A 15825-nucleotide genomic window follows, 5' to 3' on the forward strand; every position below is an offset into this window, starting at 1 on the left:
GCATGGCGGCGGGTGTGCGGCAGCAGTTGGGCACGCACGCGCGCCGTAGCGCGACCGCCGCCGTCGGGCGTTTTTACGCCTTGACGGCGGTTTGCTATTTGAGCCTCGGCCTCGCCGCTCCCATGAGCGTCGGGGCCGAGTTGCCTTCCAGCGCCGATATCAAGAACGAGCTGGTGATGGCGATGGGAGAGAAGCCGCCCATCGGTGTTGTGGTGGGCGTGATCGACAGCAATGGCATGCGCGTGATCAGTCACGGGCAGTTTGACCGCGACGATAGGCGGCCGGTGGATGGCGATACGATTTTTGAGATCGGGTCGGTGTCGAAGGTGTTTACGACGCTATTGCTGGGCGAGATGGTCGCGCGCGGTGAGGTGAAGCTCGACGATCGGGTGGACAGGTATTTGCTGGAAGGCGTGACCACGCCGAAGCGCGCGGGGAAGTCGATCACGTTGGTAGATTTGGCGACGCATACGTCGGGGTTGCCGCGGTTGCCGGGCAATTTGAAGCCTGCGGATATGTCGGATCCCTATGCGGATTACACGCCGGATAAGTTGTATGCGTTTTTGTCGTCGTATCAATTGCCGCGGGATATTGGCGCGACGTATGAGTATTCGAATCTGGGGATGGGGCTGCTGGGCGATGCGCTGGCGCGACGGGCGGCTGCTGGTTCGAAAGTTACCAACGCGAATGCTGAGGCCGGCGTCAGTGGCAAGGGCGCTGTTGGTTCCGACGCCGGTGTTGGTAGCACGGAGCGTGCTAATGCCAAAGCCTTGATCGGCGCAGATGGCCAGGCTGAAGCGCCTGTCGGCGCACTGATCGATTCAGTTGCGGCATATGACGCCGCACTGCGCGATCGGGTAACGGGTCCACTAGGCATGGCGGACACCTCTGCGGCGCTGTCTCCTTCAATGCAGGCGCGATTGGCCCCAGGTCACGACGGCGATCTCAAGCGCGTGCCGGGCTGGCATATGGGTGCGTTGCCGGGGGCGGGTGCATTGCATTCGTCTGCCAAGGATTTGCTCAAGTTGATGAAGACGGCAATGGGCGATCCGTCGCCGCCGCTCGCTCGCGCGATGGCGATTACGCTGGCTACCGAGCGCGATATTGCCGATTCGGAAGGGCAGATCGCGCTGGGGTGGCACGTGGATCCTGAGTCGCGCGGCGGGATGGTTTGGCATAACGGGGCGACCGGCGGCTATAGCGCGTTTATCGGGTTCGTGCCGTTTACGCGGACGGGCGTGGTGGTGCTGGCAAATGTACGTCCGGTGATTGGCGTGGATGATATCGGTAGACGGCTGCTGATGTCGGGGATGATGTCTGCCGCTGAACCGCTCTCCGCGCAGCGCGTGCCGATCGATGTGCCGGGGGAAGTGCTGGAGCGGTATGTGGGGCGATATCGGCTGACGCCGGAGTTTGCTCTCGAGGTGACTCGCGAAGGTGATGCACTGTTTGTGCAGGCCACCGGCCAGCAGCGGTTTCGAGTGTATGCAGAAAGTGCGTCTGACTTTTTCTACACCGTAGTGGATCCGCAGATCAGCTTCGTGACACCGGGGGAGAAGGGTGAGGCAGTGCGGATGGTGCTGCATCAGAACGGCCGAGATTTGGTGGGTGAGCGGAGTAAGTAAACGCGTTACTACTCAGTCGTACCCAATTTGGGTGCAATAAAACCCAATATGGGTACGATGACGACTGACTCTCGATCGCGCTCGGGATTTGCCGATGCGCTTTTTCCTGGCACCAAGCAGCGTGTGCTAGGGTTGCTGTTCGCCCAGCCTGAACGAAGCTTCTACGCTAAAGAGGTCATCAGCCTCGTTGGTAGCGGGTCAGGAGCGGTGCAACGCGAATTGGCTGTTCTAGAGCAGAGTGGCCTGGTCACGATGAAGACCATCGGCAACCAGAAGCACTATCAGGCAAATGCCGAATCCCCCATCTTTGCAGAGCTAAGCGCGATTGTTCAGAAAACGATTGGCTTAGCCGTGCCGCTACGCGAAGCGCTCGCGCCCATAACGCAACAGATTACGGCTGCGTTCGTTTATGGATCGGTCGCAAAGCGTACCGACACCGCACGAAGTGACATTGACCTGATGTTGATTGGTGATAACGTCAGCTACGGCGATGTTTTCACTGCGCTGGAAGATGTTGGTCATGCACTTGGTCGACCGGTTAATCCCACTATTTTGACGGGCGATGAATGGCGCAAGCGCATTAAGTCCGAGGACTCGTTTTTAACGCGTGTGCTTGCACAGCCGAAGATTTGGATTATTGGAGGCGAGGATAAACTCGCGCTCTCGCCGCTGAGATCCACCGTCCGGAAATGACAAGGGCACTGAAGGGAATCTGAGATTCCCGTGTGCCGCATGACGAGCCATCTATGTGCCGTCGGCAGCCGAGATGGCCTGCCGATCAGTCACCCTTCGGCAACTGCGCAATCACCTTGATCTCAAAATCAAACCCTGCCAGCCAGGTCACGCCAGGCACGGTCACGTTCGGGTAGGGCGCCTCGCCCCAGAACTCTGCAACTGCGGCCCAGGCTTTCTCGAAGTTCTTTTCGGGATCGACGATGAATACCGTGACGTCGACCACATCGTTGAACGTGCAGCCCGCAGCTTCGAGAATCCCATTGAGATTCGTGAAGGCGCGCCGCACTTGGGCTTCGAGGTCCGGCTCCGGTGTGCCGTCTTCACGGCTGCCGACTTGGCCCGAAACAAACAGCAGTCCATTGGATCGCACCGCGGGCGAATAGCGATAGCGTTCGTACAGTGCCTGGCGTCCAGCGGGGAAAACAACATCGCGGGTGGATTTGGAAGTCGTCATCAAGAATCTCCTGAGAAAGGGCCGCTCCCGGCCCGGTGTGTTCGATGAACCTACTGTATGCCCCCACGCGCGGTTGATAAACGCCCACATCTATCCATCACTGTTTGTAGAATCCAAATAATCCCCTGAGCTTTCGGAGCACCCCATGGACCGGTTCGATGCAATGCAGGCCTTCGCACGCGTGGTGGAAGCGGGCAGCTTCACCAAAGCTGCCGAGACGCTGCACATGAGCAAGACCACGGTGACCCAGCTGGTGCAGCAACTGGAGGCGCGGTTGCGCGTGAAGCTGCTGAATCGCACCACGCGCCGGGTGAATCTCACGGCCGATGGGGCGGCGTATTACGAACGCGTGCTGCGGCTGCTGGCGGATATGGACGATGCGGAGACGAGCCTGTCGAGTGCATCGGCGTTGCCGCGTGGCCGGCTGCGGGTGGACGTGCCGGCGCCGTTTGCGCGCATGATTTTGGTGCCGGCACTACCGGCGTTTTATGCGCGCTACCCAGACATTCAACTGGATGTGGGCGTGAGCGATCGCATCGTGGATGTGATCGGCGACAACGTGGATTGCGTGGTGCGTGGGGGCGAGATCAGGGATGAGTCGCTCGTGGCGCGGCATATTGGCGATCTTCAGCTTGGTGTGTTTGCGGCACCCAGCTATCTGGCGCAAGCGGGGCGGCCATTGCATCCCAACGAACTCGAGAGTACGCATCACCGCATCGTGGGTTTTCTATGGTCGCGCACGGGCAAGGCGTTGCCGTATGCGATGCATCACGGTGACGAGAGCGTGAAGGTGCATGGGCGTCACGCGTTATCGGTGGACGATGGCAATGCGTATCTTGCGGCAGGCTTGGCGGGGCTGGGCGTGCTGTGGTTGCCGGACTATATGTCGCGAGGGCATCTGGCGAGCGGTGAGCTTGTGCAGTTGTTTGAAGATTGGCAGCTTGAGTCGATGCCGATGTATATCGCGTTTCCACCCAACCGACACGTGAGTGCAAAGCTGCGCGTATTTATCGATTGGGTCATCGAGTTGATGGCAGAGCATGCGCCGCGCGTTGATCGCACGGTTTGATCGAGTGACGAATATTCGGGCGGCGTGCGTATGGTCGCCGATTCGCTACGGCGCTCAACCTTGACGTCGGTGGGCCACGGCAATCACCAGTCCGCCGGCCAATAATCCCCAGACCGGGCTGCTGATCGACATCAGATTCAAGTTCGATGCCGTCACCAGAAACGTAATCAGCGCGGCTTCGCGATGCGTGGGCGTGAGCAAGGCATCGCTTAGGCTCGCGCCCAAGGTGCCCAGCAGCGCAATGCCGGCAATGGCCGCCACGATAACGGGCGGCAGCACGGCGAAGAGCGTGACGATCGCCGCACCGGCCAACCCAGCCAGCAAATAAAACACGCCCGCAGCAACTGACGCGGTATAGCGCCGCGCGGGATCTTCGTGCGCTTCGGGACCGGCGCAAATGGCCGCGGTGATCGCCGCCAGGTTGACGGCAAACACGCCGAAGGGCGCAAGCACGAGCGTGACCAAGCCGCTTGCCGTGATGAGTGGCGACACGGGGGTTTGATAATGGTTTTGCCTTAGCACGGCGATGCCGGGCAGGTTTTGCGAGGCGATGGTCACGATAAACAGTGGCAAGCCGATGCTCACGATCGCGGGAAGCGAGAAATGGGGCGGCACCCACTCGAGTGCTGGCAGTGCAAAGGAGAGCTGCGCCATTTCGGCTTGGCCGGAGAAGAGCCAGATCGCTATGCCGATGGCGAGTGCGGCCAAGACGCCGTATCGGGGCGCTACGCGCTTTGTGACGAGATAGCCCACCAGCATGCCGAGCACGATAGCGAGGTGCGCCTGAGCTGAAGCGAACAGCGTGAGACCGAACCGCACGAGCACGCCGGCCAACATTGCTGCGGCAAGCTCACGCGGAATGGCGCGCGCCACGCGATCGAAGAGGCCCGTTACGCCGCAGAGGGTCATGAGGGCGGCAGCAAACATGAAACCGGCAACGGCTTCGTTCATGCCAGTGCCGGGCGGCAGCAAGCCGATCAATGCGGCGCCCGGCGTGGACCAGGCAAAGAGCACCGGCGCACGGTAGTAGAGCGAGATGGCAATGCACAGCACGCCGGTCGCCAAGCCCAACGTCATCAGCCAGGATTGGGCCTGAGTGGGCGTGGCACCGACTGCGTAGGCGGCCTGCAAGACGATGGCGGCCGAGCTCGAGTAGCCGATCAACACGGCGGTGAAGCCTGCGACGACCGAGGCGGTGGAGAGATCGCGGCGCAGGCTGCGTGAAGCGGTGAGTGGCGTGGTCATGAGGGACAACGATGAAGATGATGAGGACTGGGCTTTCTGTGGGCGTCCCGCGGGCTTGCGCTGTTCGCCGAGAACATTGGTCTGGAACCCAAACATTTGGCATGTGCATTTGGCACGTGCAGTCGACTTATTCAGTCGGCGCTGTTTCCAGCGGCGTTGCATGCCAGAAGCGGACAGCATACCGTTGTGCGTTATAGCGCACAACGTTTTTCAAGCAGTGAGTGCGCATCGCCCAGGTCGCGGCATACCCAAGGCTACGTCGACGTCGTCACAGCCGTGTTCGATAAGCGGAAGGGGTGTCGCCGAATGTGCGTTTGAACTGGCCGATGTAAGCACTCGCAGTTGAATAGCCAAGGTCGAGTGCAATCGCCGTCACCGACGTGCCGCCCGCGAGCATTTCGAGCGATCGCATCAACCGCGCACGCTGGCGCCATGCCGTAAAATTGAAACCGGTTTCTGCTACGAAGCGGCGGCTCAGCGTGCGCGTGCTCATGGCGGCCTTCAGCGCCCAGTGGTCGATATCGAAGACGTCTGCGGGATCGGCGATCAGGGCCTTGGCAATGTTTTGCAGGCGCGGGTCCCGGGGCATGGGTAAGCCGAGCGACTCGACGGGCAGGGTGCGGATCTCATCGAGGATGACTTCGGCAATCCGCGCTCTGGGCGCGTCCAGAGGCTCGACTGGCCATGTGCCTGCACGCAACACCGCTTCGCGCAGTAATGCCGATGTGCGCAGGGTGCAAGGCCGTTTGGGCAGATTCTCGCAAGCTTGTTCGGCGATGTAGACGCTCCAGCCGTGATACGGACCGTGGGCTCGACCGGCGTGCGTGTGATGGGGTGGCAGCCAAACCGCGTGGATGGCGGGGACGACCCAGACGCCTTCTTCGAGTTCAACAGTGAGCAGGCCCCGCAACGAGCCAAACAATTGGCCCCGTGCATGCCGATGCGGCGCTGCCGCCAATTCAACATTGCCGTGCGCCGTCAGGACGAATAGCACCGGATCATCCGCGCTGTTGGTTGCGTGTACGTCTACCTTCAGGTCAGCCATGGCGGAAGAATGATATGTGTTGTCCGGTTTAGTTTATCGACGGCAGAACATCGGCGCTATCTTCGTCCCCACGCATTTACCGATGGGAGCGCAAGCGATGAATGGCACTGTAGACGATCAAGATAGGGCCGCTAAACAACGTCGGAATGGCGCGGGTGAAGAACGCCGGAATGACGCCGATGAAGAACGCCAGAACGCAGCCGGTTCAGAACGCCAGAATGGAGACGACGACAGGATAGCGACATCCCCTGCCGATCTTCATCATCCGCCCAAGGGCGGTGAGCGGCCGGCACTGGCCACCCTTTATGATCCGCCGGCAGAACGCATTCAGAAAGCGGTGTTGAATCACCTTGTTGGCTTTCATGAGGCCTATTTGAAAGCGGCCACATTCTTTTGTTTGGCCACGGGTAGTGAGCGAGGGCTGGATGCGTCGCCGCGTGGCGGCCCGCCTGGATTTGTGCACGTGCTCGATAAGCACACCGTGGCCTACGCCGACTGGCCCGGCAACAATCGCATCGAATCGTTGCGCAATCTGGAGTCGGATGATCGACTGGGAATGGTGTTTCTATTTCCCGGGCTCGAGGTGTTCATGCGGATAAACGGCCGGGGACGAATCTCGACAGACCCGGTACTGCTGGAGCAACTCAAAGAGGGTGACCGCCTTCCCAAGACCGCGACCGTTGTCGTGATCGACGAGGTATTGATGCATTGTGGCAAAGCGATCAATCGCTCGAAGCTCTGGCAAGAAGATGCGCGCATCGATCGCAGCACGCTGCCGTCGATCGGCAAGATGATGGTTGAACTCAGCAAACTAGGTGATGCGCAGGCTCAGGTGGACGAGTCACAGATCGAGCAGATCGATGCGCACTATGCGCAGGCGGTGCGCACCAATCTGTATTGAGCAATGACGCGGTCTTAGCGTTTCGGGTACGTTGGCGCAGAAAGCTCGGCGAGGAACGAATAGCCACCGCATCGTTCAAATAACGCGTGAGTTCATTGCCTCGACGCAGCCTGCCCAAACGTGGTGGCCGCAAACCCCGCCAACACCTGATTGAACCGCTCCGCCTCCTCAATGAAGGGTGCGTGCCCCGACTTGGCAAACACCTCGCCGCGCACCTTCGGGTTCAGCACCTGTGCTCTCGCCAGCGACGGCCTGGCATGCACCAACGCATCCTGCTCGCCATACACCATCAGCATCGGCACGCGCGCTTTACTCAACCCGTCAGACGCGATCGACATCGATTGCACGGCTTTCTGCATGGTCCATGACGCCATGGCGGCGTTGGCGTAAAGGCGCATAAAGGTCGTCGAATCCGGCTGCGTCTGAAAGCACAGGCTCAAGAACTCGCGAACCGCGTCGAGGTGCGTTTTGAGATCGGGTGAGACGAGATCACGGTAGATGGCCGGGTGCGACACGATCTGATCGGCGTTGAGCTCGATCACTCCGCCCACATACATGGCTCCGGCGATGCGATCGTCGCCAAAGGACGCCAGGTAGTTCGTGATTACTGCACCGCCTAATGACCAGCCCACCAGCACTGGACGCGATGCCTTCGACGCGGCAATCACGGCGTTCAGATCCTCCGCCCACCGTTTGCCGTCGCTGTAGGCGGCAGCCACCGCGGGTTTGCCGGATAGTCCGTGCCCTCGCATGTCGTAGGTGATCAAGCGATAGCGCTGCAGCTGTGGGCTGGCGAGCTGCTTTTCCCAGTTCAGATGGCTGCCGAGCAGGCCGTGAACAAAGATGATCGCAGGGCCATTGGGATTGCCGGCTTCTTGCACGGCCAATTCGACGCCATCTGGCGAGTTCACGGTATAGCTTTTTGTGGGCACCGACGTGGTGGCCGCCGAAGCGGTGGCGGTGATGATTAGCGCGGCGAGCAGAACGAACGCCAGCATGGCGCGCCGGTGGGCAAGGGTGAACATGTGCGGTACTCCATTTTGATCGAGTGCACAGTCTCAACCCTGCCATTGATGTGAGGGTCAAGCGGTTTGAACGTGATATCTTTTCCGTATGGAAAACGACCCCTCGCCCCAGCAACTGTCGATCGGCAAGCTTGCGGAAGCAACGGGCGCCAGCGTGCGCTCGATTCGCCATTACGACGACCAGGGCTTGCTGCGATCGAGTCGATCAAGCAATGGCTACCGCACGTTTCCCATCGAGGCGGTTATCCAGGTCAAACAGATCCAGCGGATGATCGCGACCGGATTCAGCCTGGCGGATATTCAGGCGTTTCCAGATTGCATGCGTTTGATCGAGGGGGCGGCGTCGTGCACCGAAGCGGGTGAGGTGCAGCGCAAGCGGCTGCTCTCGATTGAGCGCCAGATCGCGGATCTGGAAAAGCGTCGGGTTCGTCTGCTGAAGACGCTGTCTGATGGCATCGTGCCGCCGCTCGACGAATAAACGCTCGCCGTCCAATTTCTCGATTCAGCGCTTCGCTGAACTGGCTGTTTTGCACCATTCAATTAGTGCGAGATTCATTGGCGTTGATCGTTTGGTAGCTCATTCTTTCGATGGTGCCAAAAAGAATTAAAACGCCTGCCAGATTCCAAATTTTCCAAACCCGGTTTGACATGGTGTGGAAATGCATCCTAAAAGCTACGAAATGTGTAAATAGCTTCAGAATTACACATAATGTTTTGAGTTTTCCGTGCCAAACGTACATATTTGCGACCTGATGTAACTCGCTTTCATTTCTGTCAATCGTCTATCAGGTCTGCACCCCTTATGAACCGCGCATACAAATCGATCTGGAGCGACCGCACGCAGTGCTTCGTCGCCGTCTCTGAAGCCACCAAGGGACGCGGCAAACGCAGTTCCAGCAGTCGTTCGGTCCTCGTCGGCGGGACGCTCGCTTTGAGCATGTTGGGTGCACACCTGCCGGCCGCTGCCGTCCCGAGCAATACCTACGTTGCACAGCCCGATGAAGCAAGTTCGAATGTAAACGTTGAGACCGACGGCGAATTGGCCCTGTACGTTCCGGTCGGGAATAAGGCTTCGTTCACAGATTCGTCGTTCCACGCGCTGTCAGTCAGCCCCATTCAAGATAACGCTGCCGTTCTTGTCGAGTCTGGCGCATCGCTGCACCTGCAGACGTCGACCGTATCGACGAATGGCAGCAATTCGGCCGGCATTCGCGTGTACCAGAACAAGCCGCTCTCTGACGAAATGGCGAGCAAACTCACACTTGATCGCGTCACTGTTGTCACGGCAGGGATGGGCGGCGCTGGGCTTGAATTTCACAGCGCGTTCGATGGTGCAGTGAAGGGCTTGGTGACGTCGAGCACGATCACCACCTGGGGCCCGAATGCGGCGGGTGTACTGGCATTGGGCGATGCCACGGTTGTCGATTTGCTGGACACGGCGGTTACCACACGCGGTCCCGCAGCGGTGGGCGTTCGCGCCGAGGCGCGCTCGAAAGTCAAGATCACCGGGGGCTCGATCAACACGATCGGTAGTGAAGCACATGCCGTTGCACTGTCGAAGGCCAGCGCGGACATCGCGACGTCGATCAAGACCGATGGTCCTAATGCGCATGGTCTTCTCGCAGAGAACGGCGCTACAGCAATGCTGTTGCCAGGTAACGAGATCGAGACCCAGGGCACCCAAAGTTATGGTGTGTTTGCAAGCGGTATCGGCACAAGGGTCGACGGGACGGCGAAGATCATCACCCGTGGCGCGAACGCGCATGGCGTTGTTGCCCTTGATGGTGCCAAGGTCGACTTGTCGGGACAAGTGACCACGCTCGGCATGGACGCGTTTGGCCTCCTCGCCGCAAGCAACGGTTCGATTTCGAGCGGTGCGACAATCTCTACCAACGCCCGCAATACCGTTGCGGTGGCGGCGGAAGACGGCGGTATCGTCAATCTGACAAGCAAGTCCAAAATCACCACTTCAGCGGATTACAGCGTGGGCGTTCGCGCACGCTCAGGCGCTACGGTGACCGCAGCAGGCACGATCAAGACCAAAGGGTATGCTTCCTCTGGGGTGGACGTCAGCGAAGCAGCCGCTACTCTCCAGGGCGGCGAGATCACGACGGGCGGCATTGGCGCCTACGGTCTCGTCGCGCGTCGCTCGGTAGGCACGACCTTGGTCGATGGCACCAAGATTACGACCTACGGCGACAGTGCCCACGGCGTTTACGCCAGCGACGCCAAAGTGATGTTGAATAACGTCGTCATCGACACGACCGGTACCTATGTTCAGAACCGGACCGATTCCAGCTATGGTGTGTTGTCGTCGTACTCCAGCCTGATCACCGGCTCGGCACGCGTTACCACCTCCGGATTTGGGGCAAGCGCTGCAGTGGCGTCGTTCGACGGACTTCTCTCCCTGAAGGCCAGCGACTTGGGCACCACGGGTGACAGCGCGCATGGCCTTGTGGCTTTCAACGCGACATCCGAGATGGACCAGGGATCGATCTCGACGAGCGGCACCGCCGCCTACGGCGCGGCGGCCTACGGTCAGGAAGTCATTTTCGGCCGGTTGGCGAGCGTCGCGACGGTCAGCACATTGAATCTGACGGGCGTCAATGTCACCACCAATGGTTTATTGAGCCATGGCGTGGTGGCCGGTGGCGAGTACATCGTTCAAGGCAACAACTTCGGCACGAGCGCGGGTAACGCCTTCTTGGTCGACACTACCGTCACAACACTTGGTCGCGAAGCCAACGCTGCGCAAGTGGCATTCGGCGGCATGCTGAAGAGCACCAATAGCGTCTTCATCACCAAAGGCCAGCAGTCCAACGGCGTGCGGGTCGACAATGGCATAGCCACGATCGATGGCGGCACCATCACAACCGAGGGCGATTGGGGCAACGCGTTGGTGGCGCAGAACGGCGCCGAGATCACCAGCTCGGCTGTGATCAACACGTCGGGCATGGTGGCGCGCGGTGTTTATGCCGACAATGGCAAGGTCACGTTGACGGGCGGTTCCGTGACCACCTCCGGTGAAACCGGCATCGGCATCGCGGCGGTCGGTGAGAACAGCGTCATCACCTCCGGCGTGGCGGTGACGACGACCGGCCGGTGGAGCACAGGCATCGACGTAAATCAAAAGGCACAGCTTGTGTTGTCCGACACAGCATCGATTAAAACGACCGGACTCGGATCTGCCGGCCTCACGGCAGGTTATGGCGCCAAGGTCACCGGCTACGCGAACATCTCGACCGAAGGCGAGTCGGCGCAAGGTGTCAGCACAGACAACGCCGAGATCAGCTTCCAGGGCGGCAGCATTACGACGAAGGGGCTCGACTCGACCGCGTTGAACACCTACGGCAACGACGTTGGCGTGACGCTGACCGGTGTCTCGATCAAGACCTCAGGCGACGCATCCCGCGGCATCTATGCCTCGCGTTCGTTGGTCAAGCTGACCGACGTCAAGATCTCGACCGCCGGCGGTTCATACACCTACAACTGGGGCTACGAGAGCGATGGCAGCGACGGTTTGTCGGCCACGTACCAAAGCACCGTCACCGGCAATGCGTCGATCGCGACGACCGGCAAGCGCTCCATCGCGGCACGGTCCACCTCGGGATCGACGCTCGATCTGGTCGACAGCACGTTGACCACGACGGGTGCCGATGCGCACGGTCTGGTTGCTGGCGGTGCGCTCGCATCGCTCACACGCGGCACGATCGCCACGACGGGCGACGCCGCCTACGGCGTCTCCGCATCGGGCGCCTCGTCGAAGGAACTGTCGTTTGCTCGCGGTGAGATCGAGCAGCCGATGCTGACGGAAGTCACGCTCAATGACGTCAACGTGACCACGGCCGGCATCGCCAGCCATGGCGTGGCGGCTGGCGGTGCGCCGGTCGTGGAAGAACATTGGACGATCATGCGTGCACCCATCCCGGTCTCGACCGATGGCCCCGGCACGGTCAACCTCAACAATTCGACCGTGACCGTCACCGGCGCCGACAGCCATGCCGCGCAAGTGGGCTACGGCGGCGCGTTGTACGCGAAGAACAGCACGTTGACCTCCGAGCAAGGCAGCGGTTTGAGCCTGATCGACGGCGCAACCATTGCCCTGAGCAACACCACGGTCAAGTCCAAGAACGAATCGATGCTCTCGACGTTGACGAAGGCCGATGCCAACCAGAACATCGTGGTGGGTGCCGGCAGCACGTTGACCGAGAACAACGGCGTGCTGTTGCGCGTGTCGCGTACGGCCGAGGGTTCGGGCAAGGTGGTGCTGGATCTGCAGGATGGTTCGAACTCGAGCGGTTCGATCATCGATAACCTCGACGGCGTGACCACGACCGACACCACCGGCACGTACGTGACCGTGGGCAACAAGGCGATCTTCAACGGCCAAGTCAAGGGCGTGAAAGAGTTCAACACCTTGGTCGGCACCGCCGGTCAAAACCTGACCTTCACCGGCGGCAGCCAGTTGTCGACGCTCAACCTCGTGGGTGACAACGCGGTGTCGAAGGGCGGCACGATCGACAACCCCATCATCGCCACCAGCGACGTGAACGTGAGCAACGCTGCAGTGTTTGGCGGCAACTGGAAGATTGGCGGCACGCTCAATGTGTCGAACAATTCTTTTGTGCGCCCGGGCAACTCGGTAGGTGTGGTCACGGTCAACCAGATCAACTGGGGCGTGGGTACGGTGTATGACGCCGAGATCAACGCGGCCGGTCAGTCGGATCGTATCGACGTCACCGGTGGCGGCGCAGATCTGAGCAAGACCGCGTTGCGGGTGAGCCAGGAAAACGGCACGGGCGGCTATCGCCTGAACTACGACTACACCGTGCTGACCGCAGCCGGTGCGATCACGCCGTTCCTGAGCACGGCCTACACGGGCACCGAGATCGTGAAGCTGACACCGGTGTACGGCGCGAATGCCGTGGCCGTGCGTCTGACGGTGGACGAGAAAAAGGTTGAAGAACTGCCGCTGACCGAGAACCAGCAAGAAGTGGTGGACAACACGTTGCCGTCCGTCGGCACCAACCCGGCCGTGGACGATGCCTATCAAAACCCGGAACCGGCCAAGGCCTTCGATCAGTTGTCGGGCGAAGTGCATGCCAGCACGCGTTCGGCCTTGATCGCCAGCGCGTCGCTGTTGCCCAATACCATTTCGCAGCGCTTGCGCGGCAATCTGGATAACGGCATGGCAGCGGGTGCCCCGACGGCGTCGACGGCCGCGACCACGAGTTCGGCATTGCCGGGTTCGGCGCGTCCGGTTTGGGGCCAGGTGGTGGGTAATTGGCAGCGCATGGATGGCAAGAACGGTTCGGCGCGTCTGGAACAGGATCTGTATGGCCTGTACCTGGGCGGCGATACGTTGGTGCGCGGCGGTTGGCGCGTGGGCGGTGTGTTCGGTTATACCGACGGCAGCGTGCGCGTGCGTGATCGTCAGTCGCGTGCCGATGTGGACAGCTACTCGCTGGGTATTTACGGCGGCAATAGCTGGAAGCTGGGCGTGGGCAGTCTGAACGCCATGGTGGGCGCGGGCTATACGTGGCACGACGTCGATACGCGTCGCAGCGTGAGCCTGGGTGGCGGTCAGGAGCTGAAGGCCGCCTACGACGCCTCGACGGCGCAAGTGTTTGGTGAGTTGGGCTACGCGATTCCGGTCAACAGCCGCGTGACGGTTGAGCCGTATGCCGGCGTGGCGTACCTGAACCAGCACACGCAAGGCTTCCGTGAAAACGGCGGCAGTGCGGCACTGCGCGGTACGTCGGGCAACGAAGACGTGACCACGACCACACTCGGCTTGCGCAGCAAGACGCAAGTGCAAGTGGGTCCGGCCGATGTGGCACTGCAAGCTGGTCTGGGCTGGCGCCATGCGTTCGGCGGCTTGACGCCGAAGGCGCAGTTGTCGCTGCTTGAAGGCGGTGCAGGCGCGTTCCGCGTGGCCGGTGCGCCGATCGCCAAGGACGCCGCCGTGGTGGACCTGGGCGCCGAAGTGGCGGTGTCGCGCAACACCGCGCTGGGCTTGAGCTATAGCGGCCAGTTCGGTAACGGCAACCGCGATAACGCTGGCGGCCTGTATCTGCGCGTAGCGTTCTAACGCGAGGGTCGCTTAATCGGCGAATCGAAGCCGGCACTGCACGATGCAGTGCCGGCTTTTTTATTGGTGTTGCATGGGTTGAATGTCGCGCGCCGCGCCCCGATTCGGTCGCGCGGCCTTCTACCTCGAATGCATGGGCGCTAATCGAGCGGGTTCATCGTGGTGGTGCGCGCCACGGCGATGCACTTGATCTCCACCAGCAATCCCGGGTGCGCCAATTCGGTGACGCCGATGCATGTCCACGCGCTGATGCCGCGCGGAAACAGCCGATCCTTCACATCGCGAAACACAGGCATGTGACGGGTCATGTCGACGTGATACGTGGTCATCTCGACCACATCGTCGAACGTGCATCCGCCAGCCTCAAGCACCGTTCGCACGTTTTCCCAGCACGCCACGAATTGCGCTTCGGGGTCGGGGATCACTTCCATGTTGGCCGTACGGCCCACCTGACCGGAGCAATATAGGGTGGCGCCCACTTTGACGGCGGGTGCGTAACCCGCGCGCTCGACGATGTTGCGCATGGTGGCAGGGATGATGACGTCGCGGTCGGTCATGGGAAGCGCCTTGTGTGTTGAAGGTAGAAGGCGGTTATACCCCGACCCACCATCGTTGCCCTTCATGCGGTGCGTCCAGCGCCAGGCGCTCGCCCATCATCGGCGTCGCCAGTTTCACACCCGCCTTGTCGGCCAATGCCAAAATGCGGTCCATCGGCTCATGCCACGGATGCATCGCCAAATCGAAGGTGCCGTTATGCACCGGCATCAGCCACTGGCCGCGCAGGTCGAGAAAGGCTTGCAGCGTTTCTTCGGGCTGCATGTGCACGTCTGGCCATTGGTCGTTATAAGCGCCGTTTTCCACCATCGCCACATCGAACGGGCCGTAACGATCGCCGATGGCTTTGAAATGCGTGTGGTAACCGGAATCGCCGCTGAAGAACAATCGCAGATCGCCCGCCAGAATCACCCACGAGGCCCACAGCGCACGGTCGCTGTCGCGAATCCCGCGTCCTGAAAAATGCTGCGCGGGTGTGGCGGCAAAGGTGATGCCGTCGACCGTTGTTTCCTGCCACCAGTCGAGCTGGCGCACCTTGTGGGCGTCCACGCCCCACGAGATCAAGCGGTCGCCGACACCCAGCGGCGTCACGATCACGTCAACCTTGGGGGCGAGCATTCTGATCGCGACGTAGTCGAGGTGATCGTAGTGGTCGTGGGAAAGGAGGATGCCCTTGATGGGCGGCAGGTTTGCGATGGCGATGGGGGGCGGATGAAACCGCTTGGGGCCCATCCATTGCAACGGCGACGCGCGTTCAGCGAAGACGGGGTCGGTGAGCCAGAATGCACCGTCGAGCTTGAGCAGGAGCGTGGAGTGGCCCAGGCGAAAGAGACTGGCATTGGGCGCGGCGGCAAGCTGCTCGGCGGTGAGCGCCTCCACAGGCACGGGCGAGGCGGGGCGCGTATCGGCACGCTTTTGCGTCAGCATGCGCCACATGATGGTCATCGTTTTGGCGACACCCATGGCTTGGCGGGGTACGACGTTCCGATACTTGCAGTTGTGACGCTGTGAAGGGGTTGGCGAGGCGGTTGCGACGCGGTCAGGCGGGGAGGGCAGGCTTGGCGAAGAAAGAGACATGGT

12 protein-coding genes are annotated in these 15825 nt (G+C 60.9%); 6 read left to right on the forward strand and 6 right to left on the reverse strand.

What is annotated here, in order from left to right:
- Positions 1 to 2: 2 nt before the first annotated feature.
- Positions 3 to 1625: a serine hydrolase gene (locus tag EYW45_RS05770; RefSeq protein WP_161134389.1), complete on the forward strand. Its 1623-nt coding sequence runs from the start codon at positions 3 to 5 to the stop codon at positions 1623 to 1625.
- Positions 1626 to 1682: 57 nt separating this feature from the next.
- Entirely contained in the window at positions 1683 to 2318 is a 636-nt protein-coding gene (locus EYW45_RS05775; RefSeq protein ID WP_202444588.1) for a transcriptional regulator, read from the forward strand.
- A gap of 85 nt (positions 2319 to 2403) precedes the next feature.
- Here EYW45_RS05775 and EYW45_RS05780 read toward each other — a convergent pair whose 3' ends face one another.
- Positions 2404 to 2814, reverse strand: coding sequence for a RidA family protein (locus tag EYW45_RS05780; protein ID WP_161134391.1), 411 nt, complete (start codon positions 2812 to 2814; stop codon positions 2404 to 2406).
- Positions 2815 to 2959: 145 nt separating this feature from the next.
- Here EYW45_RS05780 and EYW45_RS05785 point away from each other — a divergent pair, with 145 nt between their 5' ends.
- Positions 2960 to 3883 (forward strand): LysR family transcriptional regulator, encoded by a 924-nt coding sequence (locus EYW45_RS05785; protein WP_161134392.1) that lies wholly within the window; start codon positions 2960 to 2962, stop codon positions 3881 to 3883.
- Between the two features lie 54 nt (positions 3884 to 3937).
- Here EYW45_RS05785 and EYW45_RS05790 read toward each other — a convergent pair whose 3' ends face one another.
- Together EYW45_RS05790 and EYW45_RS05795 are read right to left on the reverse strand one after the other, a co-directional pair.
- Complete coding sequence (locus EYW45_RS05790; RefSeq protein WP_161134393.1) at positions 3938 to 5128, reverse strand: benzoate/H(+) symporter BenE family transporter; 1191 nt, start codon at positions 5126 to 5128, stop codon at positions 3938 to 3940.
- Between the two features lie 268 nt (positions 5129 to 5396).
- Positions 5397 to 6173, reverse strand: a complete 777-nt coding sequence (locus EYW45_RS05795; RefSeq protein WP_161134394.1) for an AraC family transcriptional regulator — start codon at positions 6171 to 6173, stop codon at positions 5397 to 5399.
- A gap of 235 nt (positions 6174 to 6408) precedes the next feature.
- Here EYW45_RS05795 and EYW45_RS05800 point away from each other — a divergent pair, with 235 nt between their 5' ends.
- Positions 6409 to 7074 carry an MSMEG_1061 family FMN-dependent PPOX-type flavoprotein gene (locus tag EYW45_RS05800; RefSeq protein ID WP_407924902.1) on the forward strand — a complete coding sequence of 222 codons (666 nt, stop codon included), beginning with the start codon at positions 6409 to 6411 and terminating at the stop codon, positions 7072 to 7074.
- A 92-nt stretch (positions 7075 to 7166) separates the two neighbouring features.
- On the opposite strand, the gene EYW45_RS05805 is transcribed toward EYW45_RS05800, so the two are convergent.
- Positions 7167 to 8099 carry an alpha/beta fold hydrolase gene (locus EYW45_RS05805; RefSeq protein WP_235938864.1) on the reverse strand — a complete coding sequence of 311 codons (933 nt, stop codon included), beginning with the start codon at positions 8097 to 8099 and terminating at the stop codon, positions 7167 to 7169.
- Between the two features lie 88 nt (positions 8100 to 8187).
- On the opposite strand from EYW45_RS05805, the gene EYW45_RS05810 reads away from it, so the two are divergent.
- Positions 8188 to 8577 carry a MerR family transcriptional regulator gene (locus EYW45_RS05810; RefSeq protein ID WP_161134396.1) on the forward strand — a complete coding sequence of 130 codons (390 nt, stop codon included), beginning with the start codon at positions 8188 to 8190 and terminating at the stop codon, positions 8575 to 8577.
- A 324-nt stretch (positions 8578 to 8901) separates the two neighbouring features.
- Positions 8902 to 14190, forward strand: coding sequence for an autotransporter domain-containing protein (locus EYW45_RS05815; RefSeq protein ID WP_161134625.1), 5289 nt, complete (start codon positions 8902 to 8904; stop codon positions 14188 to 14190).
- Positions 14191 to 14330: 140 nt separating this feature from the next.
- Here EYW45_RS05815 and EYW45_RS05820 read toward each other — a convergent pair whose 3' ends face one another.
- Together EYW45_RS05820 and EYW45_RS05825 are read right to left on the reverse strand one after the other, a co-directional pair.
- Positions 14331 to 14747 carry a RidA family protein gene (locus EYW45_RS05820; RefSeq protein ID WP_161134397.1) on the reverse strand — a complete coding sequence of 139 codons (417 nt, stop codon included), beginning with the start codon at positions 14745 to 14747 and terminating at the stop codon, positions 14331 to 14333.
- 34 nt (positions 14748 to 14781) lie between these two features.
- Complete coding sequence (locus EYW45_RS05825; RefSeq protein WP_161134398.1) at positions 14782 to 15822, reverse strand: MBL fold metallo-hydrolase; 1041 nt, start codon at positions 15820 to 15822, stop codon at positions 14782 to 14784.
- Between the last annotated feature and the right edge of the window lie 3 nt (positions 15823 to 15825).

The sequence above is a fragment of the Schauerella aestuarii genome (assembly GCF_009866805.1).
Lineage (GTDB): Bacteria > Pseudomonadota > Gammaproteobacteria > Burkholderiales > Burkholderiaceae_B > Schauerella > Schauerella aestuarii.

What these genes read in the sequence shown, in the direction of transcription:
- EYW45_RS05805 (WP_235938864.1), bottom strand. Translation starts at nt 8,099, where the DNA reads ATGTTCACCCTTGCCCACCGGCGCGCCATGCTGGCGTTCGTTCTGCTC.
- EYW45_RS05810 (WP_161134396.1), top strand. Translation starts at nt 8,188, where the DNA reads ATGGAAAACGACCCCTCGCCCCAGCAACTGTCGATCGGCAAGCTTGCG.
- EYW45_RS05790 (WP_161134393.1), bottom strand. Translation starts at nt 5,128, where the DNA reads ATGACCACGCCACTCACCGCTTCACGCAGCCTGCGCCGCGATCTCTCC.
- EYW45_RS05780 (WP_161134391.1), bottom strand. Translation starts at nt 2,814, where the DNA reads ATGACGACTTCCAAATCCACCCGCGATGTTGTTTTCCCCGCTGGACGC.
- EYW45_RS05820 (WP_161134397.1), bottom strand. Translation starts at nt 14,747, where the DNA reads ATGACCGACCGCGACGTCATCATCCCTGCCACCATGCGCAACATCGTC.
- EYW45_RS05825 (WP_161134398.1), bottom strand. Translation starts at nt 15,822, where the DNA reads ATGTCTCTTTCTTCGCCAAGCCTGCCCTCCCCGCCTGACCGCGTCGCA.
- EYW45_RS05775 (WP_202444588.1), top strand. Translation starts at nt 1,683, where the DNA reads ATGACGACTGACTCTCGATCGCGCTCGGGATTTGCCGATGCGCTTTTT.
- EYW45_RS05785 (WP_161134392.1), top strand. Translation starts at nt 2,960, where the DNA reads ATGGACCGGTTCGATGCAATGCAGGCCTTCGCACGCGTGGTGGAAGCG.
- EYW45_RS05795 (WP_161134394.1), bottom strand. Translation starts at nt 6,173, where the DNA reads ATGGCTGACCTGAAGGTAGACGTACACGCAACCAACAGCGCGGATGAT.
- EYW45_RS05770 (WP_161134389.1), top strand. Translation starts at nt 3, where the DNA reads ATGGCGGCGGGTGTGCGGCAGCAGTTGGGCACGCACGCGCGCCGTAGC.
- EYW45_RS05815 (WP_161134625.1), top strand. Translation starts at nt 8,902, where the DNA reads ATGAACCGCGCATACAAATCGATCTGGAGCGACCGCACGCAGTGCTTC.